General features: G+C 44.7%; 21 protein-coding genes. 11 read left to right on the forward strand and 10 right to left on the reverse strand.

What is annotated here, in order from left to right; translation table 11 throughout:
* Window positions 1-47: 47 nt before the first annotated feature.
* From AB6E85_RS09845 to AB6E85_RS09865, 5 genes are all read right to left on the reverse strand, one after another.
* Entirely contained in the window at window positions 48-977 is a 930-nt protein-coding gene (locus AB6E85_RS09845) for a hypothetical protein (protein WP_372142465.1), read from the reverse strand.
* A 9-nt stretch (window positions 978-986) separates the two neighbouring features.
* A complete protein-coding gene (locus tag AB6E85_RS09850; protein WP_372142466.1) occupies window positions 987-2,150 on the reverse strand; it encodes a BamA/TamA family outer membrane protein in 1,164 nt (387 codons plus the stop codon).
* Window positions 2,151-2,338: 188 nt separating this feature from the next.
* Window positions 2,339-3,109 (reverse strand): MipA/OmpV family protein, encoded by a 771-nt coding sequence (locus tag AB6E85_RS09855; protein ID WP_372142468.1) that lies wholly within the window; start codon window positions 3,107-3,109, stop codon window positions 2,339-2,341.
* Between the two features lie 118 nt (window positions 3,110-3,227).
* Window positions 3,228-3,671: a YaiI/YqxD family protein gene (locus AB6E85_RS09860; protein ID WP_009847429.1), complete on the reverse strand. Its 444-nt coding sequence runs from the start codon at window positions 3,669-3,671 to the stop codon at window positions 3,228-3,230.
* A 38-nt stretch (window positions 3,672-3,709) separates the two neighbouring features.
* Window positions 3,710-3,997, reverse strand: a complete 288-nt coding sequence (locus AB6E85_RS09865) for a hypothetical protein (RefSeq protein ID WP_017110392.1) — start codon at window positions 3,995-3,997, stop codon at window positions 3,710-3,712.
* Window positions 3,998-4,765: 768 nt separating this feature from the next.
* On the opposite strand from AB6E85_RS09865, the gene AB6E85_RS09870 reads away from it, so the two are divergent.
* Entirely contained in the window at window positions 4,766-5,284 is a 519-nt protein-coding gene (locus AB6E85_RS09870) for a GNAT family N-acetyltransferase (protein WP_372142470.1), read from the forward strand.
* Here AB6E85_RS09870 and AB6E85_RS09875 read toward each other — a convergent pair.
* Together AB6E85_RS09875 and AB6E85_RS09880 are read right to left on the reverse strand one after the other, a co-directional pair.
* Window positions 5,250-5,558 carry a DUF3301 domain-containing protein gene (locus AB6E85_RS09875; RefSeq protein ID WP_050647925.1) on the reverse strand — a complete coding sequence of 103 codons (309 nt, stop codon included), beginning with the start codon at window positions 5,556-5,558 and terminating at the stop codon, window positions 5,250-5,252. The two genes, AB6E85_RS09870 and AB6E85_RS09875, sit on opposite strands and share 35 nt — an antisense overlap.
* An 84-nt stretch (window positions 5,559-5,642) precedes the next feature.
* Window positions 5,643-6,683, reverse strand: a complete 1,041-nt coding sequence (locus AB6E85_RS09880) for a DUF3549 family protein (protein ID WP_050647924.1) — start codon at window positions 6,681-6,683, stop codon at window positions 5,643-5,645.
* 87 nt (window positions 6,684-6,770) lie between these two features.
* Here AB6E85_RS09880 and AB6E85_RS09885 point away from each other — a divergent pair, with 87 nt between their 5' ends.
* Together AB6E85_RS09885 and truC are read left to right on the forward strand one after the other, a co-directional pair.
* Window positions 6,771-7,085 carry a YqcC family protein gene (locus tag AB6E85_RS09885; protein ID WP_372142472.1) on the forward strand — a complete coding sequence of 105 codons (315 nt, stop codon included), beginning with the start codon at window positions 6,771-6,773 and terminating at the stop codon, window positions 7,083-7,085.
* The gene (truC, locus tag AB6E85_RS09890; RefSeq protein WP_017060745.1) at window positions 7,085-7,834 is read left to right on the forward strand and encodes a tRNA pseudouridine(65) synthase TruC; all 750 of its coding nucleotides are present in this window, start codon (window positions 7,085-7,087) and stop codon (window positions 7,832-7,834) included. Before AB6E85_RS09885 ends, truC begins: the two co-directional genes overlap by 1 nt.
* A gap of 153 nt (window positions 7,835-7,987) precedes the next feature.
* Here the strand turns inward: truC and AB6E85_RS09895 are convergent, their stop codons facing one another.
* The 3 genes from AB6E85_RS09895 to map all read right to left on the reverse strand — a co-directional run bounded on the left by AB6E85_RS09895 (window position 7,988) and on the right by map (window position 12,192).
* On the reverse strand, window positions 7,988-8,371 hold the full coding sequence (locus AB6E85_RS09895; RefSeq protein WP_004734354.1) for a DUF3461 family protein: 384 nt from the start codon (window positions 8,369-8,371) through the stop codon (window positions 7,988-7,990).
* A gap of 181 nt (window positions 8,372-8,552) precedes the next feature.
* Entirely contained in the window at window positions 8,553-11,174 is a 2,622-nt protein-coding gene (gene glnD / locus AB6E85_RS09900) for a bifunctional uridylyltransferase/uridylyl-removing protein GlnD (protein WP_372142473.1), read from the reverse strand.
* Between the two features lie 139 nt (window positions 11,175-11,313).
* Window positions 11,314-12,192, reverse strand: coding sequence for a type I methionyl aminopeptidase (gene map / locus AB6E85_RS09905; RefSeq protein ID WP_048612219.1), 879 nt, complete (start codon window positions 12,190-12,192; stop codon window positions 11,314-11,316).
* Window positions 12,193-12,649: 457 nt separating this feature from the next.
* On the opposite strand from map, the gene rpsB reads away from it, so the two are divergent.
* From rpsB to rseP, 8 genes are all read left to right on the forward strand, one after another.
* A complete protein-coding gene (gene rpsB / locus AB6E85_RS09910; RefSeq protein WP_032547152.1) occupies window positions 12,650-13,381 on the forward strand; it encodes a 30S ribosomal protein S2 in 732 nt (243 codons plus the stop codon).
* 138 nt (window positions 13,382-13,519) lie between these two features.
* A complete protein-coding gene (gene tsf / locus AB6E85_RS09915) occupies window positions 13,520-14,365 on the forward strand; it encodes a translation elongation factor Ts (protein WP_048606678.1) in 846 nt (281 codons plus the stop codon).
* A gap of 150 nt (window positions 14,366-14,515) precedes the next feature.
* Entirely contained in the window at window positions 14,516-15,247 is a 732-nt protein-coding gene (gene pyrH, locus AB6E85_RS09920) for a UMP kinase (protein WP_017630771.1), read from the forward strand.
* A gap of 98 nt (window positions 15,248-15,345) precedes the next feature.
* A complete protein-coding gene (gene frr / locus AB6E85_RS09925) occupies window positions 15,346-15,903 on the forward strand; it encodes a ribosome recycling factor (RefSeq protein WP_017060741.1) in 558 nt (185 codons plus the stop codon).
* A gap of 98 nt (window positions 15,904-16,001) precedes the next feature.
* The gene (locus tag AB6E85_RS09930) at window positions 16,002-16,754 is read left to right on the forward strand and encodes an isoprenyl transferase (protein ID WP_017063364.1); all 753 of its coding nucleotides are present in this window, start codon (window positions 16,002-16,004) and stop codon (window positions 16,752-16,754) included.
* Between the two features lie 15 nt (window positions 16,755-16,769).
* Window positions 16,770-17,612: a phosphatidate cytidylyltransferase gene (locus AB6E85_RS09935; protein ID WP_372142475.1), complete on the forward strand. Its 843-nt coding sequence runs from the start codon at window positions 16,770-16,772 to the stop codon at window positions 17,610-17,612.
* Between the two features lie 51 nt (window positions 17,613-17,663).
* Window positions 17,664-18,872 carry a 1-deoxy-D-xylulose-5-phosphate reductoisomerase gene (ispC, locus tag AB6E85_RS09940; RefSeq protein WP_372142477.1) on the forward strand — a complete coding sequence of 403 codons (1,209 nt, stop codon included), beginning with the start codon at window positions 17,664-17,666 and terminating at the stop codon, window positions 18,870-18,872.
* Window positions 18,869-20,227, forward strand: coding sequence for a sigma E protease regulator RseP (gene rseP, locus AB6E85_RS09945; protein WP_048616174.1), 1,359 nt, complete (start codon window positions 18,869-18,871; stop codon window positions 20,225-20,227). Before ispC ends, rseP begins: the two co-directional genes overlap by 4 nt.
* The last annotated feature ends 25 nt before the right edge of the window (window positions 20,228-20,252 follow it).

Here is a 20,252-nt window from a genome sequence, read left to right on the forward strand (position 1 = left end):
CGAAACCTGCGTTTATCGCAGGTTTTTTTTCGTTATGCCGCCGGGAACTAGTAGGAGTAAGTCATGATGACATTGACGATTTTTCTGCCCGGGCCGCCAATGAACTCAAGGTTTGCTCCGTAAGTTTTTGTGATATTCCAATTTGCTCCTATTATCGCAGAGTAGTCTTCTGCGCTTTGCTGAGATAACTGATACGACAACCCCTCCACACCTAGCGCGTTGTTTTCTTGCGTTAACCCTTCACTGTGCATGTAAGCGGCACCCACATAGGGGAAAATGTTACCCCAGTTTTCAGTTTGAATAAGTTGGCCAACTCGAGGGCTGAACAACATGGTTTTGGTATTTGTACGCTCATCGTCGGTGCGAGAGTGCGTCATACTAGCCGGAAGCACATATGTGAAATCTCCAACCTGACCGACAATATTCATCGAAAATCCCCAGTTTGTGCCTTCCACATCCGGGTAAAACTCTGGAGTGTTGATGGATTCTTTAGAGCAAATGGGTAAATTTGACTGTTTGTCGCAAGCTTTAAAGAGTGAGGTCGGTATTTCAGCTGTTAATTGAGTACCACCCGAGAAACGCCCGACATGTACGCCCATTTGTAGGAAGGGAAACACCCAAGCCGCAGCGCGCAGTTGCATGCTTTTGCTCTCGATTTCAGGATCGCCAAATGACACCTGCGAAAGATCGTATCTGTCTCCTAAATTTACGTCGCCGACTTGCACGCCCAAATCATACATTTCGATATTTTGCGCAGAAGCGTTACCGATGAATGAAAGAGAAAATGGTAGAGGCAGGGCATAACCGAGATCAATGGCCTTTTGGGCATGAAAAGGTAAAGCGTGTTCCCACTTCTTATTGAGCTTCTGCTGTGTTTCGGCATCAGGAAAATCGACTCGTGCACTTTCCTCTGCCCAACTAGACGTTGCGCCGATAGCCAATGCGACAACCGCACTTAACGTTATTAACTTTGTCATGGTGACCTCTTAAAACGCTTCGTTGATCGACAGATAAAGGCCTTGTGCATCATTGGAGCCAAAGCCGAGGTCGACACGAACGTTCATACGAGGTTGGAGTTCATAACGATAGCCAACGCCATAGCTGTAAATTTTATCCTGATACAGGTCATTGGTGTTTTCAGCCGTTGTTGCTAGACCGGCCCACATCGTAAAGCCGTGTTTGGTGTAATCACCATTACTCATAAATGACTGGCGATACTCCATGGTGTGCTCGACGCTGTGCATATCACGGTAGCGTCCGTAATAGATGCCACGCATGGAATCTTGGCCTCCAAAGGTTGGCAGTTCGTAATAAGGAACGTCGCCTGCGCTGAAGTTTGCAGTATTGAGAAAAGCCAAGGTGGAGCCTTTGATTGGTGTCCAGTACAGACGGTAATCAGCTTCAGCTTTTTCAAAATTGGAATCACTGCCAAAGTTGTCTTGGTAGCTCGCATATTCAAGGCTCAGAAACTGACCTTGACGTGCATTTACTGCGATGTCACGGGTATCCCATTGTAAGGCTACACCGACCCCTAGCGTGAATGGGTTATCTTGACCGTAGATAAAATCGGTATCTTGAGCGACGTTTGATGAAATAGATTCTTCAATCGCCTTTTTGTACTGCAGGCGAAGTATTGGCCCCAGGTAAATGTTGTTACCCAAGTGTATTCCGAGATCGGCGTTGTAGGTGGCGAAGTCATAGTCGACTAAGTTCTCTTCATCTTTACCGTTATTGACCCCTGACTGATAACCAGTACCGAAATAGTACAAGCTTTGTTTGCCCATCGATAATTGGCCGAAGTAGCGCAGTTTATTCTGTGGAGAAAATATTTTTTGTTTAGAACGAACACCAAAACCGACGCCGCTATCCATCTCATTGGCGATACCCACTAATGTGATGGAAGATCGTTGAGTTTTACTCGGTTGTTCAGGTGTTGTGTTAAATGAGTACAATCCACCGATGGCAAGCATAAAGCCAGTTTCTGGCATGTAAGCCGGGCCCCCAAGCAGTGAAAATAATCCGTTATCTTTGTTGTCTGGTGTTGAGGGGATAACGGTATCTTCTTGCGCTAAAGAAGTAGAAGAGAATCCAAGGAGCAGGGAGCAGATCCATTGCAACGAGCCAAAAATAGTCGTTGTTTTACGTAGCATGGTGCACTCATGTGTTCACTAAAAGAGGGAGTATCTATGTCTGTGCTACGAGGAGGTAATGATCCGTTTCAATATCTGATATGTGTTAAGTGTATATCGTTGTTGGGATAAGGCTTGGAGCACCATCTTGACTGATTTCAAAATGGTGCATGTAAAATAGATGTGCGCTTTTATTTGGACGAGTAAACTCATAATCCGGCGAAACGATAGGTGACCCCAAATTCAAATGACCAGCCTAAATCTCGTTGTATCAACGCGCTGTCGCTGTCGTGATGAATTAAGTCTGCTCGAGAAATACCAATCCAAGTTGGCGTGAACTCATAGAGCCCGATTAACCCCGTTTGATAAACAAAGGTAGACCCTGCATCAAACTGGTTTAACCCTGAGGCAGAAGATTCGGTGTTAGAAATACCATAAAGGTGATTGGACAGTTTCTTGTCACGATAATCGATTTCTAGGTAGGGCGTAATGGTGAATGGCTGCGTCCAGGTTTCTAATGTTCTGCCTAAGTGAAGCTGAACTTCGTAGCCGTTATGTTCTGAAGTCACATCGTGTAAGTAGGTGAGGCGTGCGCCAACCGTACCTAACGTTATCCCCAGCTCCCCATTACCATCTCTGTCTTGAATGCCGTTGGGTAGGTCGACAAAAGTGTCTGACACTTCAGCAAAACGCCAATTTCCAGATAACCCTAAGTAAGGGAGCAGTTGCAAATTGGCTAAGCTGCCATCAATAAAGCCTTTTGGTCCTGAGTAGAATAGGTTGGGTGTCGCGCCAAATTGAGGGGCACTTTTAGTGGAGAAAACACTTTCACCATAGGTGATGCTGCCTCCGATGATTCCAAACTCTTTACTGGCAAGGTCTTTATCGGCAAAGCCTTTACCAGCAAAACTTTCATCGGCAAAGGAAGGTTGAGTGCTGCAAAAAAGAATGGATAGCGAGAGGGTGATTCGACGAACCATAATCAATACTCCGTTATTGTAATAAATATCAAGAACGGAGTATGTCGATTAAAATTTCATCGGGACTACAGCTATTAAGAAACGACGATCAAAGGTGTCGTCATTAGGAAGGCTGTGGTTAACGTTTGGCTAGCAGGCGATCGAGGTGGTTGGCAAACTCACGACGGTCGGTTTGAGAAAGGGCACTTGGTCCACCCGTTTGGATGCCACTTGAGCGCATGGTATCCATAAAGTCACGAATATTCAGGCGCGCTTTGATGGTCTCTTTGGTGTAAAGCTCGCCACGAGAACTGAGGGCTTGCCCACCTTTGGTGATCACTTCGTCAGCCAGAGGGATATCGGATGTAATCACAAGATCGCCGGGTTCAGTGCGCTTTACGATTTCATCATCAGCAATATCAAACCCGCTTGGCACTTGAATTGAGTGAATGTTATTGCGTTTAGGAACGGGAACCAGATGGTTTGCCACAAAGGTACATTCAACCCCTGTGCGCTCAGCTGCGCGTACGATTGTTTCTCGGATAACCTTTGGACAAGCGTCCGCATCAACCCATATCTTCATAGTGTTCTATTTCTCTGTTAGCTTATTTATCGGTCAACTTATTGCTCAGTTAACTTGGCTTCAAGCGTAGCAACGCGAGCGGTGAGTTCAAGGATTTGCTTTTCTAGCTGGCTAACACGATCAAGTGCCGGCTCTTCTTGTGTCGCGACTTCAACTTTAGGAACGCGATTTGCGCTTTTCCAGCTCTTGATAGTCGTGATTAAAGCGGGCATCGGAACGGATGTGCTCATACGAGCCTTAACTAAAGCAACTGTCGGCTCTTTCCCTTGCGCTTGCAGTCCTTCAAGCACTGATTTCAACTCTTCAGAAACATCTTTTGTCAGCATGTTGACCTCCATTTTTAGTCTTTAGTCATTTTACTCGCTCTGGTGAATGATAGCGAATCATAAAACCGCCCATGGCTTGTGAGAGATCTCTTACAAAGGCTGTGAGATAACACGAATACATCGCTAGAGAGATTGATGTGCATATAGTTAAGATGTTGAATTTTAATTGTTTTATATAGTTAACAACTTTATTGAATTCAAAGTGTGATACAAATCTATTGTCCGAAATCCTAAATCGCGTAAATTAAACCTTGTCGGAAGGATTCTGACACGGAACAGGAAAGCACCAAGGATTTGGTTATCTTCAGGATGAAGATTTGGTTACTTAGGATTGAGTGATCAAGCATGGAGCGTAAGGACATTGTAGGGATACAGTCAGTTAACAGGAAGTTAGCTGCAACGGAATGACAATGGACACCTTTAGGATTAAAGGGTTGGATTAGCATCAGGACGATGTAAAGGACACCGCTCACGGAACAAGTGATGTGCGCTAACTAGGATTGTTAGCTTTCAGGATGATTGGACACCGCTAGGACGGCGAAGTAAAGGAAAGAGCTGAAGGATTACAGCCACTATTATGGATGATGCATGGAGCATTAATTAGTAGCCGGACTGCTGCGAGTAAGACCCTAGCCCTGACACTTCGGTGTCGGGGCTTTTCTTTTCCTGAGGCTTTCTCTGTCTAGGAGGCTCTTTTTAATCGAGAGCTTTTTCATCTAAGAGCGCAACATCTGCTTTTCTGCTAATGGTCAACACAAGGAGTGTTTTATGACGATAGCAACCTCAAGAACGCTGTTGGTACCTTATACTGAACAGCTAGAACTCGACTTTATCAAGTTAAATTGCTGCCCCATTAATCGTGCTGAAATGAATGGACCTCACTCTGTCGCCTCTGCGAAGCATCTCTTTCAAGAAATACTGCAAGATAACGTAGGCTTTTGCCGCGCGATAATCCACAACCAAACCCGTGAATATCTTGGACATGTCTTTGTTTCATCGGAAAAGGGTAAGCATGAACTTGGCTTTATTTTGGATAAAGAATACTGGAATCAAGGTTTTGCTAGTGAGGTACTAAAGCCTTTCTTCAGTTTAGTGCGTTTTGAAGAGCGTCTAACGAATGTTGTTGCGACTGTGAATGTCGGCCACAACCCATCGATTAAGCTATTAGAAAAATTAGGTTTTGCATTTAAAGAGACCAAACAAGATCAGTTTGGCCCTTATCATGAATATGGTTATACCGAGTATTGCGACGTTACATTCTATGAGGCTGTAGCTCAAACCGCATAGAACGGAAGCCTACCATGGTCAGTTTCCCTTGGTATAGGTCATCACCCAACGCTGAAAACTCAAATTGATACACGGTGTGCCAGCGCCAAATGGTGGTGAGCTCATGGCGCATCTTAAGTTTATGACCATTAAAGGCAACACTTAATAGCTGTAGGTCGAGCTCTTTACATTTTCTCGCAATGGCAGCTTTCGCAAGCTCGGATTGCCTGCGCTGCTGCCAAAACAGAAAGCAAAAGAAGCACAGCATCAAAATAGCCAATAAGTTATCTATCATTTAATCCATACTTCCTTTTATCTCTCTATTCCGTTCGTGATTTGAGCTTTTTCTTACGAGCTATTGATCGGTTCTGTCTGGTATCTATTGCGACTTAGCCGCTTGTTGTAATTCAACAAGTGCATTGGCGAGCTCTGGTGATGGGTTCGAGTTCAATAATGGTAAAAATACCATTCTCAGTGCCGGAATCATCACTAAATCTGCAAATAACTGATTGAATAGGTTCTGGTTGCCTGTTTGTGCGAGGCGTAACAAGAATTGCTCAGCAATCGATGGATCTTGCAGTGCGTGCCAGCTACGACCAGCCAAACCAATTAACACCTCTTGATGGCTTAAGCGTGGGCTAGCCAGAACTTGGTTAATTACGGCGTTGGTTGTGCTTTGCTCTGCGCCAGAAAGGGCACGTACTAGTGCTGACAGTAAGAACAGATCTGGCTCTTGACTGTTAATCTCATTCTCTGCCATTTCTTGTAAGCGTTGAGCGAGCTTGTCATTGATTTGCGTGTGCTCCAGCGCCCCGAGTGTTGCGTATAGAGGTTCTGATGGCAGTTTGTTCAATGCTTTGCGAATCGCGACACCATTTTGTTGGCTGCCTAAGCGAGCACACATATCAGTGATGCCTTGTAGGCCAACGGTTTTCCAGTTGTCCCAACCGAGTTCGCCTGTGAAGTAGTGTTGAGCGTGTTCGTAGTATTGGCTCGTTGCAAGGTCTAAACCTGCTCTTACTTGGCTATGGAACACGGCCATTTTGTCTTCTGAAGGCTTGAAAGTATATGGGTTGTTAGACAGCTTTTGTTGTTGCTCTTCGCTGATCTCACCGTTCAAACGTGTGCCCATCGCTTCGATAACAAACTTAAGGAAATTGCCGACATCACCTTGATGTAATAGGCCTCTTTCGTCCAGTTTAAATTTTAGGAACCAGATCCAAGGCTGCTTGTGTTCGTTCCAGTAGCTAATCGCTAAGTGAGCTTGTTTCTGAAGTGGAAATGGGTACGGCTGTTTCCCTTGCTCAACATCAGAGAATAAGGTGTTGTCGATCTTCTGGATACGGCGACCTAGGTCGTAGATATCGTATTGGCAACCGCTATTCTTTAGTAACTGAGTGAGCGTGTGAATCGTTTCCATAGTAATAAAGCTCCTAACTTTCTTTCCTAAATAGATGGTACTCTATGCCCCAATTTCAAGGTCACTAGATAAATAACTTGGTGAAAAATGACAGCAGCCACAAAGTTACCTCTTTTACTTCAACAATTAGAACAACAAATGCGCCAATGCTCCCTATGGAGCGCGTTTCCGCCTTCGGAGGAAGCTCTGGCGAGCGTAGAGCCTTTTGCTATTGATTCTCTACAGCCAGAAGAGTGGTTGCAGTGGATCTTTATCGTTAAGATCAACGCAATGATGGATGCGAAAATGCCGTTACCTAAGGGCTTTGCTATCCATCCTTATTTTGGTGAAGTGTGGAAAAATGAGGCAGACAAAGTCGAACTGCTAGTGACGATTCAGAGCATTGATGAGGTATGCGCGTAATGTTAGAGATCATTTATCAAGATGAGTATTTTGTCGCGGTGAATAAGCCTGCTGGCATGCTAGTGCATCGTTCATGGTTGGATAAACACGAAACGCAATTTGTTATGCAGACATTGCGCGATCAAATTGGTCAGCATGTATTTCCATTACACCGCTTAGACAGACCGACATCGGGTGTGTTGGTATTTGCGTTGTCGAGTGAGGTTGCTTCACAGGTGATGCCAATGTTCGCTAATCATGAGATGCAAAAAACCTATCATGCGATTGTCCGTGGTTGGATAGAAGAGGGCGATACGCTCGATTATGCACTTAAGGTTGAGCTGGATAAGATCGCAGATAAGTTCGCGAAAGAAGACAAAGAAGCGCAAGAGGCTGTAACAGTCTATGAACCGCTAGCAAAAGTAGAAGTGCCATATTCAACAGGACGCTTTCCTACGAGCCGCTACTGTTTGGTTGAGATGATGCCAAAGACAGGTCGCAAACATCAGCTGCGTCGTCACATGGCTCATCTAAGACATCCGATTGTCGGTGATACCTCACATGGTGATGGTAAGCACAACCGACTGTTCCGTGATGATTTAGATTCGCACCGCTTGTTGTTGCACGCTTCTGAGCTTCGCTTTATCCATCCTTTCACAAAAGAAGAGTTGGTGATGAAAGCCAACCTGGATGAAACTTGGCTAAGGTTGTTTGAAACCTTTGAGTGGGATACTAACTTAATCGATGCTCAAACTTGCTTGTCTAAGTAAGTCACGCGTGTTTTAAGCATCGCGAGTCTAAGTGAATAGAGAAAATAGAATAAAAAACAAAGGGCTGATAGTGATATCAGCCCTTTTTGTATCTGTATAACCTTAACGGCATAACTAATGTTGGTTAGTTAACAGTAATAGTTCGTCGCGGGATCATTTTAGCTTTTCTAGATCGGCTTCGATCTCAGCGATCTTACTTGATACCACTTTCTCTAGATGGCGTAAGTCGGTAAGGATCTTCTGCTTCACATCCACCTCAGCTGTTGGCGTCGGTTTGGTGATCTTGTTGAGCTCATCAATCACAAGAGTGAGGTTGCGGTTAATCTCTGTCACTTCTTTGTATTGATTATTGCCACCGCTAACAAGCACACTTTTTACTTGTCGTGGGTACTTAAACTTAACGCTTTTCGCGAACAGTTCACCTTTCTGCTTACGAAAGTAAATCTTCAGGATATCTTTGTGCGCTTCTTGGCGAAGGGAGTAACGTTCAATCTGTTTAGGTTCGTGGATACCTAAGCCAGTGAGGTTTGGATACATAAGCGACCTCTAGGTTATGAATGTAATACTTTTATGTAATTGACTTGATCAATGTAGCAGCCTAACGACGAGCTAGATAGTTGATATCTGTGAATTGATTGTAAGTTGTGGGCAAGATCGCTCTCTATCTTTACCCACACTTATTTGGTTATTAAACCTGCTTTTAAACTGAATTCGCTTTCTAAGGTGCCAGTTCAGAAACGTGCTCGGTTAATCGCTCTCTTAGCGCCTGTTCTTGTTCTTCAGACAGTCTTCCACCTGCTTCACTGGTCAGAATAAACAGATCCTCTGCTCGCTCACCTATGGTGGTGATTTTGGCACCGTGTAAGTTGATGTCTAGCTCCGCAAAGGTTGCACCGACTTGAGCCAATAACCCCGGCGTATCAAGGGCTCTTAACTCCATCAAGGTGCGTTTCTTGCTCTTGGTTGGTAGGAACTCAACTAAGGTTTTGACCTTAAAGTGTTGCAAGTTACGTGGCGTGCGACGTGTCTTAATCTTAGTTGGTCGGCCATCAGCCAATACATGAGTCAGATGCTTAGCAACGGCTTTGTGTCTTGCTTCATCAATGGCTTCACCATGTTGGTCTAGTACGATAAAGGTATCCAAAACATGACCATCTTTGCTGACCATGACCTGCGCGTCATGAACGTTAAAGTTACGTCTGTCGAGTTCGGCAACCACGGTCGCAAACAGTGCTGCTTGGTCTTTACAGTAAACGAACACCTCAGTACCACCACGTGTCGCTTTCTTACTGATCAAGACTAAAGGCTGGCTTGGGTCTTCTAGGCGAAGTAAGTGCTCACAGTGCCAAGCGATTTGTTTATGTGTGTGACGTAAGAAGTAATCAGCTTTAAAACGTTGCCATAGCACTTCAATCTCACGAGCGGTGAAGCCTTCTTTACGCAGCAGTGCTGATGCCATTTGTTGATTGTGACGAATACGGTCTCTGACATCGACTGGGTTTTCCAAGCCCCGGCGCAGTGCGCGCTGCGTTGAGTGGAATAGCTCAGCTAACAGGGTTCGTTTCCAACTGTTCCATAATTCAGGGTTAGTCGCACAGATATCGGCAACGGTTAAGCAAACCAGTAGCTCGAGTGATTCTTCATCACGCACTTTTTTGGCGAATTCGGTGATCACATCTGGATCGTAGATGTCACGACGTTGAGCTGTTACTGACATCAGCAGGTGATTTTGAACTAGCCACGCGACTTGTTTGGCTTCAGGCTTCGATAGCCCGTGTTCAATACAGAAAGAGTAAGCCTCAACTGCACCTATCTCAGAGTGATCTCCGCCGCGGCCTTTGCCGATGTCATGGAAGATAGCGGCAAGGATCAGCAACTCTTTCTTCTGTACGCGCGGGTACACTTCACAACAGATAGGGTGCTTATCGTGGTTTTCGATTTGACCAAAGCGGTTTATGTGCTTGAGCAGGCGGATACTGTGTTCATCCACGGTGTAAACATGGAATAGGTCAAACTGCATCTGACCAACGATCTGGCTCCATTGTGGTAAGTACGCCGAGAGTACGCCCAATTTGTGCATTAAGCTAAAGGCTTTGTGCAGAGCATTAGGGTGGCGAACTAGATCCATAAACTTGTCACGAGCTTCGGGAATAGTATGCAGGAATCGGTTCAATCGACGGCGTGCCGTTCGCAGTTGTCGCAATGTTGGGGGACTAACCCCTTCGATAGTCGAGTCATTGGCGATATGGATAAACATATCGAGAATGGTTTCTGGTCTTGCTTGGAATAGGGCAGGCTTGCGCGCTTCGATCAACGAACCTCGACGTTGGAAGTCATCGTCTAGAATCTCAGCGTCTTGGGTTTGACCGCCATTGATGATCGCTTGATCGAACAGTTTAAGCAGCATCTTATTCAGTTCAGCAACACGACGAAGGGTTCGGTAGAACTCCTTCATCATCATCTCAACACCACGGTTGCCTTCACCACTGTAACCCAGATGTTCAGCGACTTGAGCTTGATGGGCAAAGGTGAGGCGGTTGTCGTAACGGCGCAGTTCAATGTGCAGTGCAAAACGAACTCTCCATAGGAAATCTTGGCACTCAACTAATTCACGATACTCCGCATCGGTTAGAAAGCCGTATTTGCTCATCTCTAACAAAGAGGTCGCACCGAAATGGCGACGCGCAACCCAGCTCAGGGTATGGATGTCTCTGAGTCCGCCTGGAGTCGATTTAATGTCCGGCTCTAGATTGTAAGTGGTGTCGTGGTAGCGAGCGTGACGCTCTCTCTGTTCTTGAATCTTAGCCTTGTAGAAGGTTTCACTTGGCCAAAATGAATCGGAATGAATCTTCAGTTTTAGTTCTTGGAAGGTGTCTTCACTGCCACACAACAATCGCGACTCTTGTAGGTTGGTCGCAACGGTTAAATCATCAATGCCGATTTCCAGACATTCGGCAATGGTGCGCACGGCGTGGCCGACTTCTAATCTTAGATCCCAGAGTAGGGTGATGAATTGGCTGACTTTCTCGCCGAGCGCTGGTGGCAATGTTTTTTGCGAGACGATAAGAATATCAATATCGGACAAAGGGTGTAGTTCGCCGCGACCATAACCGCCCACAGCGACAAGTGAAATATGAGGCAGTTTGTTGAACCCGAAACTTTCCCACAAACGATTGAGAAGTAAATCCATGTATTCGGAGCGCAGTAGAACCAAATCGGTGACGGGGTGGTGGTTCAGAAATTCATTTTTTTGATACTGCGTGAAGATCTCGAGCTGATTTTTTAATTCGCAGATTTCAATTTGTTCGTCATTGAACGTAAGAGGGCATTGATAAGGCATAGTCTGCTATCCGTGCAAGCAAATGAGAATAGTAAACAATTTAACAGAAGCTGATGGAAAATCGAAATTGAGTGGATAAAAAAATATCCTCGACAATGCGAGGATATTTTTAAAAGGCTGGTGCGTTCAGTTCGGTGAACTAAGCGTTCTTCATGATACGTGGGATTGTATCATCGCTGCGCAGTGTTAGTACTTCACAACCAGTATCAGTTACAACCAGAGTGTGCTCCCATTGAGCCGAGTTCTTGCTGTCTGCTGTGTATACTGTCCAGCTATCTTCGTCATCAAGACGACAGCCAAACTTACCCGCGTTGATCATTGGCTCGATAGTGAAGCACATGCCTGCTTTTAGCACTGTGCGATCGCTGTTCTTGTAGTGAACCACTTGTGGATCTTCGTGGAATTCAGAACCAATGCCGTGACCACAGTAATCTTTAACAATAGAGAACTTAGCGCGTGGGTTGTTCTTGTTGTTTGTTTTGATGTACTTCTCGATAGCAGTACCGATTTGACCAAGTTGAACACCTGGCTTAACTTGGCGCATGCCTTCGTAAAGTGCTTCTTGAGCAACCATGCACAGACGCTTGTTTGCTGGTGAAACCTCACCCACTAGGAACATCTTAGATGTGTCACCGTGGTAACCTTGTGGACGAACGCTTAGATCAGCGTTTTCGTCATCAGGAATGATTACCGTGATATCAACGTTAAGAATGTCGCCATCTTTTAGTACCGCAGGTTTGAATTGACCTGTGCTGCCAGTCTCATCTTGTGATGCTGGAATGCCGTGGCACACAATGTGGTTGATAGACGTACAGATTGACTTAGGGAAACCGTGGTAATCAAGTGGTGCTGAGTATGCGCCTCTTTCTAGAGCGTACTCGTGACAGATTTGGTTTAGCTCTTCTGTCGTTGTACCTACTTGGATGTGAGGTTCAATCATCTCTAGAATTTCAGAAGCCAGCTTGCCGGCGACGCGCATTTTTTCAATTTCTTCAGCAGTTTTAATTTTTACAGCCATTGCATATCTCTTAATTTGGTAGCACCTAAGTGTGCATATTGGGGCTATTCTATCAGTGCAGCATTTTAGCGCAACATTCCCATGTCCATACATTGCTGGTGGATACTGTTCAACGTGAGTGAATCGTGAGCGATTTATTGAGCCTGAAGTGAATGAATAGCGACACTATTTATAGGTGAAATTCGCCGATAGGGATCAGTATAGCAGTCGCCATTTTTAGAATTTTTTCTAGCCATAGATAGACAAAATATGGTATAAAGCGCGCCGGACATCAGGACTGTTTTCTCCAATTGGCGAAACAAGCTTTATGTCCACTAACTTATTTCTTTAAATCACACACATTCCGACACATGTTCCGGGGTGCCTCAACAACACAGATAACGGCTGAAAAGTGGTTAGTTGTTAGGGGTCGGATTCATGGGGGATGTGGAGGCCTAACCCCATAGAGGATTTTAAAATGGCAACTGTATCAATGCGCGATATGCTTAAAGCTGGTGTTCACTTCGGTCACCAAACTCGTTACTGGAACCCAAAAATGAAGCCATTCATCTTTGGTGCTCGTAACAAAGTACATATCATCAACCTAGAAAAAACTGTACCAATGTTCAACGAAGCTCTAGCTGAAATCGCTAAAGTTGGTGAGAAGAAAGGTAAAGTTCTTTTTGTTGGTACTAAGCGCGCTGCATCTGAAGCTGTTAAAGAAGCTGCTATCAACAGCAACCAGTTCTACGTTAACAACCGCTGGTTAGGCGGTATGCTAACGAACTACAAAACTGTTCGTCAGTCTATCAAGCGTCTGAAAGAACTTGAAGCGCAAGCTCAAGACGGTACTTTCGACAAGCTTACTAAGAAAGAAGCTCTAATGCGTACTCGTGAAATGGAGAAGCTAGAGAAATCTCTTGGTGGTATCAAGAACATGGGCGGCCTTCCAGACGCTCTATTCGTAATCGATGCTGATCACGAACACATCGCAGTTAAAGAAGCAAACAACCTAGGTATCCCAGTTTACGCTGTAGTTGATACTAACTCTAACCCAGACGGCGTTGACTTCGTTATCCCAGGTAACGATGATGCAATCCGTGCAGTACAGCTTTACCTAAACGCTGCTGCAGACGCGGTTAAAGAAGGTCGCAACAAAGATGTTGCTGCTGTAGCTGCTGAAAAAGACGGTTTTGTAGAAGCTGAATAATAGCGGCTCTGAGCCATATTTAGTTCATATTAAGCGGTCATAATCGATGGCTTAACGGACTGAATACAGTCAATATCAGGGGCCAATTAATTAGGCCCCTGTTTTTTATCTTTTTTAGAATTTACTGAGGAATAGAGAATGGCAACTGTAACTGCAGCTCTAGTTAAAGAACTTCGTGAACGCACAGCTGCGGGCATGATGGAATGTAAAAAAGCGCTTGTTGCTGCTGAAGGCGACATCGAGCTAGCAATTGAAAACATGCGTAAATCTGGCGCAGCAAAAGCAGCTAAGAAAGCTGGTAACGTTGCTGCTGAAGGCGCAATCATCATCAAAGAAGCAAACGGCGCAGCTGCTCTTCTTGAAGTTAACTGCCAAACTGATTTCGTAGCTAAAGATGCAGGTTTCCTTGCATTCGCTAACGAAGTTGCTGAAGTTGCTCTAGCAGAACGTCTAGAAATCGCTGATCTTCAAGCTAAATTTGAAGAAGCGCGTATCGCACTAGTAACTAAAATCGGTGAAAACATCAACATCCGTCGCGTACAATTCGTTGAAGGTGTTGCACTAGCTTCTTACCGTCACGGCGAGAAAATCGGTGTTGTTGTTGCTGGTGAAGGCGAAGCTGAAACTCTTAAGCACGTTGCAATGCACGTTGCTGCATCACGTCCTGAGTTCCTAAACCCAGAAGACGTACCTGCAGACGTAGTTGAGAAAGAAAAAGCAGTTCAAGTTGAAATCGCTATGAACGAAGGCAAACCAGCTGAAATCGCAGAGAAAATGGTTGTTGGCCGTATGAAGAAATTCACGGGCGAAATCTCTCTAACTGGTCAAGCTTTCATCATGGAGCCTAAGCAAACTGTTGGCGCTATCCTTAAAGAGAAAGGCGCTTCAGTATCTAACTTCGTACGTCTAGAAGTTGGTGAAGGCATCGAGAAAGCAGCTGAAATGAGCTTTGCTGACGAAGTTGCAGCGGTACAAAAAGGTTAATCCTTAGCGTATTGTTTGAAAAGAGACCGTGGCAAATGCTGCGGTCTTTTTATGAATAGTGAATTATTTTTTAGCTGTTATGAATGCAAACTGAGCTATTCAGTTTTTATCCATGACTGTTAATCATCAACTCTTTGGAAGGTAAACTCCATGACTACGAACCCTAAACCGGCGTATCAACGTATTCTGTTAAAACTTAGCGGTGAAGCACTACAAGGCGAAGAAGGTTTTGGTATTGACCCGACGATCCTTGATCGTATGGCTCAAGAAGTGAAAGAATTGGTTGAACTAGGTGTTCAAGTAGGCGTTGTTATCGGTGGCGGTAACCTTTTCCGTGGTGCAGGCCTTGCTGAAGCAGGTATGAACCGCGTTGTTGGTGACCACATGGGTATGCTTGCAACGGTAATGAACGGCCTTGCAATGCGTGACGCTCTTCACCGTGCTTACGTAAACGCACGTGTAATGTCTGCAATCCCTCTTAAAGGTGTGTGTGACGACTACAACTGGGCAGACGCAATTAGCCAACTACGTCAAGGTCGCGTTGTGATCTTCTCTGCTGGTACGGGTAACCCATTCTTCACTACGGATTCTGCTGCATGTCTACGTGGTATCGAAATCGAAGCTGACGTAGTTCTAAAAGCGACAAAAGTAGATGGTGTATTTACTTCTGACCCTGTAGCAAACCCAGACGCAGAGTTGTATGATACGTTGTCTTACAACACGGTTCTTGATAAAGAACTTAAAGTAATGGACTTGGCTGCATTTACGCTAGCACGTGATCACAAAATGCCAATCCGTGTATTTAACATGAATAAACCAGGCGCACTACGTCGCGTGGTTATGGGTGAAACTGAAGGTACATTAATCAGCGACGCTGACTAATTTTTCGGGCTTACTGAGGTGTTGTACCTTGGTACGCTTATCCTTATCACTCCAAATAAAAAGCTTTCTTGAAGAAAGAACATAATCAAGGTGAAATTGTGATTAACGAAATCAAAAAAGACGCTCAAGAGCGCATGGTAAAAAGTGTTGATGCACTAAAAAACAGCCTGCAAAAGATTCGTACAGGCCGTGCGCACCCGAGCCTACTTTCTGGTCTTACTGTTGAGTACTACGGTGCTCCAACGCCTTTGACTCAAGTAGCTAACGTTATCGCTGAAGATGCACGTACACTAGCTATTACAGTGTTTGATAAAACACTGACTCCTCTAGTTGAAAAAGCAATCCTGACATCTGACCTAGGCCTAAACCCTATGTCTGCGGGTACAGTTATCCGTGTTCCACTTCCACCGCTAACGGAAGAGCGTCGTAAAGACCTAGTTAAAATCGTTCGTGGCGAAGCTGAAGGTGGCCGTGTTGCTATCCGTAACATCCGTCGTGACGCGAATGGCGATCTAAAAGCACTTCTTAAAGATAAAGAAATCTCTGAAGATGAAGATCGTAAAGCACAAGACGAAATTCAAAAGCTAACTGACGCTGCGGTTAAGAACGTAGACGAAGTTCTAGCTGTTAAAGAAAAAGAGTTGATGGAAGTTTAATTTTCCATATTCTTTTCTTTCCGGAAAAACGCTGTACTCACGGTGCAGCGTTTTTTTATGCTACTCTGTTCGACTATTAGAATTTGATTCACTCTTTTATGCATAATTCTCAAGCGTTCACAGACTCTCTTCCTAAACACATTGCTATCATTATGGATGGTAATGGTCGCTGGGCAAAAGCTCAGGGTAAGCCTCGCGTCTTTGGCCATAAAAACGGTGTTCAAGCCGTTCGTAAAACTATCTCTTCTGCAGCCAGACTTGGCATTAAAGCCGTTACTCTTTTTGCATTTAGTAGCGAAAACTGGCGTCGTCCTGAAGAAGAAGTCGGTATCTTGATGGAGCTGTTTATTTCAGTGCTGTCGAGTGAAGTAAAAAAGCTTCATAAAAATAATCTACAACTTCGTGTTATTGGTGATAAAAGTCGTTTCAATGATCGACTACAAAAGAAGATAGAAGAAGCGGAAGCTTTGACTAGCACCAATACGGGTATGGTTATTAATATTGCAGCTAACTACGGCGGTAAGTGGGATATTCAGCAAGCAATGACCTCTATTGCTCAACAGGTAAAGTCTGGTGATATTAATGTAGATGACATTGATGAAGCTATGATTACACAGCACCTGACAATGGCAGATATTCCTGAAGTCGATCTACTTATCCGTACCAGTGGCGAATGCCGCATTAGTAATTTTATGCTTTGGCAGTTGGCTTACGCCGAAATGTATTTCACTGAACAATTCTGGCCAGACTTTAATGAAGACAGCTTAGTAGAAGCTGTGACTTGGTTTGTAAACCGTGAGCGTCGTTTTGGATGCACCGGTGAGCAAATTAAAGCTCTGATGGACAGTTAATAAGGATTTTTTGGTTTGAAACAACGAATTATTACGGCGTTGATTTTAGCTCCCCTAGTTATTCTAGGTATTTTCGAGTTATCACTTCCTACATTTATTCTTTCACTAGCGGTAATCTCGCTATTGGGTTTTTGGGAGTGGACTCAGTTTGTTGAAAGCAAATCGCGTTATTCAGCGTTGATTCCAACGGTTGTAGTTAGTGCTGCAAGTTTTGCTTTTATCCCTTTTGATGCATTTAGCCTTAATAACTTGTCTACTGCTCACTACGCTATTCTAACGATTGGCTCAATTTGGTGGGTAATCGCGAGTGGCATGGCGGTGACTTATCCTAAGTCTATGCCTGCATGGAAAGACTCTTCTCTTCTTCGTCACGCCTTTGGTGTGCTGACTCTGCTGCCATTCTTCTGGAGTGTGGTTATCCTGCGTGCTAACGGTATCGATGTTGATCCTTACCACGGTGCAAAACTGGTGATGTTTGTTTGCTTGCTTGTTTGGGCGGCGGATAGCGGTGCTTATTTTTCAGGAAAGAGTTTTGGTAAGCGTAAAATGGCACCAGCGGTAAGCCCGAATAAGACGATTGAAGGTCTTATTGGTGGCATTATTACTGCGGTGTTCGTGGCTTGGATCTTTGCTGACTTGTTTGACATCCAATTCACAAGCCCACTTCACATGATTGTTATTACCCTTGTGACCGTTGTTATTTCTGTTCTAGGTGACCTTGTTGAAAGCATGTTTAAGCGTGTTTCTGGAGTGAAAGACAGCAGTAATCTGATTCCTGGTCATGGTGGTATACTAGATAGAATAGATAGCTTAACGGCTGCATTCCCTGTCTTTGCTCTGCTTTATTTAGCATTCTAATAAAAAAGGGCAGTGATTCTGCCCTTTATTACATTTCTACGGTCATATGTGATGCGAAATCTAACTATTCTTGGCGCCACCGGCTCAATTGGTGCAAGTACACTAAAAGTCGTTGAGCAAAACCCAGAGCTCTATTCAGTGGTTGCACTGGCTGCAGGCTCGAATGTTGAAAAGATGCTGGCGCTAGTTGAAAAGTGGCAACCAAGCTATGTTGCTATGGCTTGCCCTGATGCAGCGTCTCAACTGACTGAAGTGTTGTCCGCGAGTTACCCTAACGTAAAAGTACTTTCAGGCACTGAAGGCATGTGTCAGGTTGCTTCTCTAGAGGACGTGGATACGGTAATGGCTGCGATTGTTGGTGCGGCAGGTTTACTTCCTACTATGTCTGCGGTTAAGGCTGGTAAGCGTATTTTGCTTGCTAATAAAGAAGCCTTGGTGATGTCTGGACAGTTGTTTATCGATGCGGTAGCAAAGTACGGCGCTGAACTACTTCCAGTTGATAGTGAACATAATGCTATCTTTCAATGTTTGCCTCAAAACGTACAAACTAACCTAGGCCGTTGTGATTTAGAAGAGAACGGTATCAACCATATTCTCTTGACGGGTTCTGGCGGCCCTTTCCGTTATACGGACGTTGCTGAGCTGGAGTCGGTAACTCCAGAACGAGCTATCGCACACCCTAACTGGTCTATGGGTCCTAAGATCTCGGTCGATTCAGCGACTATGATGAATAAGGGCTTAGAGTACATTGAGGCTAAATGGTTATTTAATGCCTCTCAAGAGCAGTTGAAAGTGATTATTCATCCTCAGTCTGTGATTCATTCTATGGTCCAGTACAAGGATGGCTCTGTGCTTGCTCAAATGGGCGAACCTGACATGGCGACGCCAATCGCTTTGACGATGTCTTACCCTGAGCGCACTGAAGCGGGTGTTAAGCCTCTGGATTTCACCAAAGTGGGCGAGCTTACTTTCCTAGAACCCGATTTTAGCCGTTACCCATGTTTAAGATTAGCGATTGAAGCATGTTACTTAGGTCAGCATGCTACAACCGCAATTAACGCAGCAAACGAAATTGCAGTCGATGCTTTCTTGAACAATCGAGTGAAATTTACCGATATTGCCGTCATTAACGAGCATGTTATGAGCAAAGTATGTGAACAACATAACTCTGAGGGCTTAGATAGCTTGGAAAGCCTCCTCGAGCTCGATAATATGTCTCGTCAATTAGCCAATCAATTTATTAAAGAGCAGCTAGCATGAGTGGAATTCTGTGGAACTTCGCATCCTTTATTGTAGCGCTTGGTATTCTGGTCGCTGTTCATGAGTTTGGACACTTCTGGGTTGCTCGTCGTTGTGGTGTGAAAGTTGAGAAATTCTCGATTGGTTTTGGTAAATCAATCTGGAGCAAAGTTGGCCGTGATGGCACAGAGTACAGCTTGTCTGTCATTCCATTGGGCGGCTACGTTAAGATGCTTGATGGTCGTGTAGACGACCTTTCTGAAGACGAGCAACAATACGCTTTTGATAAGAAGCCATTGTGGAAAAGAACGGCGATAGTTGGTGCAGGTCCTGCATTTAACTTTATCTTTGCCGTCTTTGCCTATTGGCTTGTATTTTTGATTGGCGTGCCGGCGGTTAAACCCGTAATTGGTGAAGTTACTCCGCAATCTATTGCTGCACAAGCCGGAATTGAAACTGGAATGGAACTTAAATCTATTTCGGGAATCAAAACCGCAGATTGGGAATCAGTCAATATGGGTTTGATATCGCATATTGGTGATCAGTCCATGACTGTAACGGTAGCTTCTCAAGACGATATCGGCTTTGAACAACAGATGACATTGGATATTTCAGACTGGTCATTCAACCCAGAAACTGAATCTGCAATGACAACGCTGGGCTTTAGACCGTATTCTCCAGAGATATCGACAGTGCTCGCTCAAGTCATTGATGACGGTGCGGCATACGATGCAGGGGTAGAAGCTGGCGACAAAATTGTTGAGATTAATGGGCAGCCTATTGAACAGTGGCAGTCGGTTGTTGAGTTAATCCGTTCAAACCCGATGACACCCTTGGACCTTGTAGTCCTACGAAATGGTACTGAACAGTCATTAGTTATGACGCCAAAAAGCCGCGAGCTTTCTGATGGTTCCACAATCGGCTATGCAGGTATTGCTCCAGAAGTCGCAGAATGGCCAGAAGATTATCGCTTTGAGTTACAATTTGGTGTAATTGAGTCAGTAGGAAAAGCATTTGATAAAACAGGTCAAATCATTGGTTTGACGCTGACAATGCTTAAGAAGCTCATCGTTGGTGATGTTGGCTTAAATAACTTGAGTGGCCCGATTTCAATAGCCAAAGGTGCAGGGACAACCGCCGATTACGGTTTGGTTTACTTCTTAGGCTTTTTGGCTCTGATTAGTGTTAACTTGGGGATTATTAATTTGGTTCCGCTGCCTATGCTTGATGGCGGACATTTGCTCTTTTTCGCTATTGAGGCCGTTACTCGTAAACCGGTGCCTGAAAAAGTTCAGGAAATGGGATACAGAGTGGGAGGTGCAATCCTCTTCTCTTTGATGGCTCTGGCAATATTTAATGATTTTACTCGTCTGTGAATGGTTTCTCACAGGCATTGGTAGT

Source organism: Vibrio sp. 10N.247.311.51 (assembly GCF_041467855.1).
Classification (GTDB): Bacteria; Pseudomonadota; Gammaproteobacteria; order Enterobacterales; family Vibrionaceae; genus Vibrio; species Vibrio coralliirubri.

Excerpts from the sequence above, each read along its gene's own strand:
- AB6E85_RS09865 (WP_017110392.1), bottom strand. The coding sequence starts at position 3,997 with ATGCTGACAAAAGATGTTTCTGAAGAGTTGAAATCAGTGCTTGAAGGA.
- tsf (WP_048606678.1), top strand. The coding sequence starts at position 13,520 with ATGGCAACTGTAACTGCAGCTCTAGTTAAAGAACTTCGTGAACGCACA.
- AB6E85_RS09860 (WP_009847429.1), bottom strand. The coding sequence starts at position 3,671 with ATGAAGATATGGGTTGATGCGGACGCTTGTCCAAAGGTTATCCGAGAA.
- truC (WP_017060745.1), top strand. The coding sequence starts at position 7,085 with ATGTTAGAGATCATTTATCAAGATGAGTATTTTGTCGCGGTGAATAAG.
- AB6E85_RS09870 (WP_372142470.1), top strand. The coding sequence starts at position 4,766 with ATGACGATAGCAACCTCAAGAACGCTGTTGGTACCTTATACTGAACAG.
- AB6E85_RS09850 (WP_372142466.1), bottom strand. The coding sequence starts at position 2,150 with ATGCTACGTAAAACAACGACTATTTTTGGCTCGTTGCAATGGATCTGC.
- AB6E85_RS09880 (WP_050647924.1), bottom strand. The coding sequence starts at position 6,683 with ATGGAAACGATTCACACGCTCACTCAGTTACTAAAGAATAGCGGTTGC.
- AB6E85_RS09930 (WP_017063364.1), top strand. The coding sequence starts at position 16,002 with ATGCATAATTCTCAAGCGTTCACAGACTCTCTTCCTAAACACATTGCT.
- AB6E85_RS09855 (WP_372142468.1), bottom strand. The coding sequence starts at position 3,109 with ATGGTTCGTCGAATCACCCTCTCGCTATCCATTCTTTTTTGCAGCACT.
- AB6E85_RS09895 (WP_004734354.1), bottom strand. The coding sequence starts at position 8,371 with ATGTATCCAAACCTCACTGGCTTAGGTATCCACGAACCTAAACAGATT.
- ispC (WP_372142477.1), top strand. The coding sequence starts at position 17,664 with ATGCGAAATCTAACTATTCTTGGCGCCACCGGCTCAATTGGTGCAAGT.
- rseP (WP_048616174.1), top strand. The coding sequence starts at position 18,869 with ATGAGTGGAATTCTGTGGAACTTCGCATCCTTTATTGTAGCGCTTGGT.
- AB6E85_RS09845 (WP_372142465.1), bottom strand. The coding sequence starts at position 977 with ATGACAAAGTTAATAACGTTAAGTGCGGTTGTCGCATTGGCTATCGGC.
- pyrH (WP_017630771.1), top strand. The coding sequence starts at position 14,516 with ATGACTACGAACCCTAAACCGGCGTATCAACGTATTCTGTTAAAACTT.
- rpsB (WP_032547152.1), top strand. The coding sequence starts at position 12,650 with ATGGCAACTGTATCAATGCGCGATATGCTTAAAGCTGGTGTTCACTTC.
- AB6E85_RS09885 (WP_372142472.1), top strand. The coding sequence starts at position 6,771 with ATGACAGCAGCCACAAAGTTACCTCTTTTACTTCAACAATTAGAACAA.
- AB6E85_RS09875 (WP_050647925.1), bottom strand. The coding sequence starts at position 5,558 with ATGATAGATAACTTATTGGCTATTTTGATGCTGTGCTTCTTTTGCTTT.
- glnD (WP_372142473.1), bottom strand. The coding sequence starts at position 11,174 with ATGCCTTATCAATGCCCTCTTACGTTCAATGACGAACAAATTGAAATC.
- map (WP_048612219.1), bottom strand. The coding sequence starts at position 12,192 with ATGGCTGTAAAAATTAAAACTGCTGAAGAAATTGAAAAAATGCGCGTC.